Consider the following 1,244-nt stretch of genomic DNA (forward strand, 5'->3'; position numbering starts at 1 on the left):
TCAACCCTGGTGGGTTCGGTCCTCCACGAAGTCTTACCTCCGCTTCAACCTGCCCATGGCTAGATCACTCCGCTTCGGGTCTTGAGCGTGCTACTAAAACCGCCCTATTCGGACTCGCTTTCGCTACGGCTTCCCCACCCGGGTTAACCTCGCAACACACCGCAAACTCGCAGGCTCATTCTTCAAAAGGCACGCAGTCACGACGTTGAGTGCAAGCACTCAACGCGACGCTCCCACGGCTTGTAGGCACACGGTTTCAGGTACTATTTCACTCCGCTCCCGCGGTACTTTTCACCATTCCCTCACGGTACTATCCGCTATCGGTCACCAGGGAATATTTAGGCTTAGCGGGTGGTCCCGCCAGATTCACACGGGATTTCTCGGGCCCCGTGCTACTTGGGTGTCTCTCAAACGAGCCGCTGACGTTTCGACTACGGGGGTCTTACCCTCTACGCCGGACCTTTCGCATGTCCTTCGCCTACATCAACGGTTTCTGACTCGTCTCATGGCCGGCAGACCATGAAAGAGAGATCCCACAACCCCGAATGCGCAACCCCTGCCGGGTCTCACACGCATACGGTTTGGCCTCATCCGGTTTCGCTCGCCACTACTCCCGGAATCACGGTTGTTTTCTCTTCCTGCGGGTACTGAGATGTTTCACTTCCCCGCGTTCCCTCCACACTGCCTATGTGTTCAGCAGTGGGTGACAGCCCATGACGACTGCCGGGTTTCCCCATTCGGAAACCCCCGGATCAAAGCCTGGTTGACGACTCCCCGGGGACTATCGTGGCCTCCCACGTCCTTCATCGGTTCCTGGTGCCAAGGCATCCACCGTGCGCCCTTAAAAACTTGGCCACAGATGCTCGCGTCCACTGTGCAGTTCTCAAACAACGACCAACCACCCATCACCCCGAGCAAGCAGCTCGAGTGCACTGGGGCCGGCACTGAAGGCGACCTCACGGCCGTACCCTCAGACACCCAACAGCGTGCCCGGTCCGGTCTCACCCGGTGATCGTGCGTTCCACGCTCCGAAGAGCAGTACTGGCAGCCACCGACCCGAGATCCGGACCGAATAGTCAACGTTCCACCCATGAGCAACCAGTGCAAGACGTTCGCTCGCATGCTGGCCTCTGACCCGGACAAGTCCGAGTAAGAAGTGCTCCTTAGAAAGGAGGTGATCCAGCCGCACCTTCCGGTACGGCTACCTTGTTACGACTTCGTCCCAATCGCCAGTCCCACCTTCG

2 rRNA genes are annotated in these 1,244 nt (G+C 58.7%); both read right to left on the reverse strand.

From position 1 onward, the window contains the following. Window positions 1–855: ribosomal RNA gene (locus ACIF8S_RS33355) — 23S ribosomal RNA — on the reverse strand; the annotation flags it as partial. A gap of 312 nt (window positions 856–1,167) precedes the next feature. Then, window positions 1,168–1,244, reverse strand: a 16S ribosomal RNA gene (locus ACIF8S_RS33360); the annotation flags it as partial.

This window comes from Streptomyces sp. NPDC085937 (assembly GCF_044540535.1).
Taxonomy (GTDB): domain Bacteria; phylum Actinomycetota; class Actinomycetes; order Streptomycetales; family Streptomycetaceae; genus Streptomyces.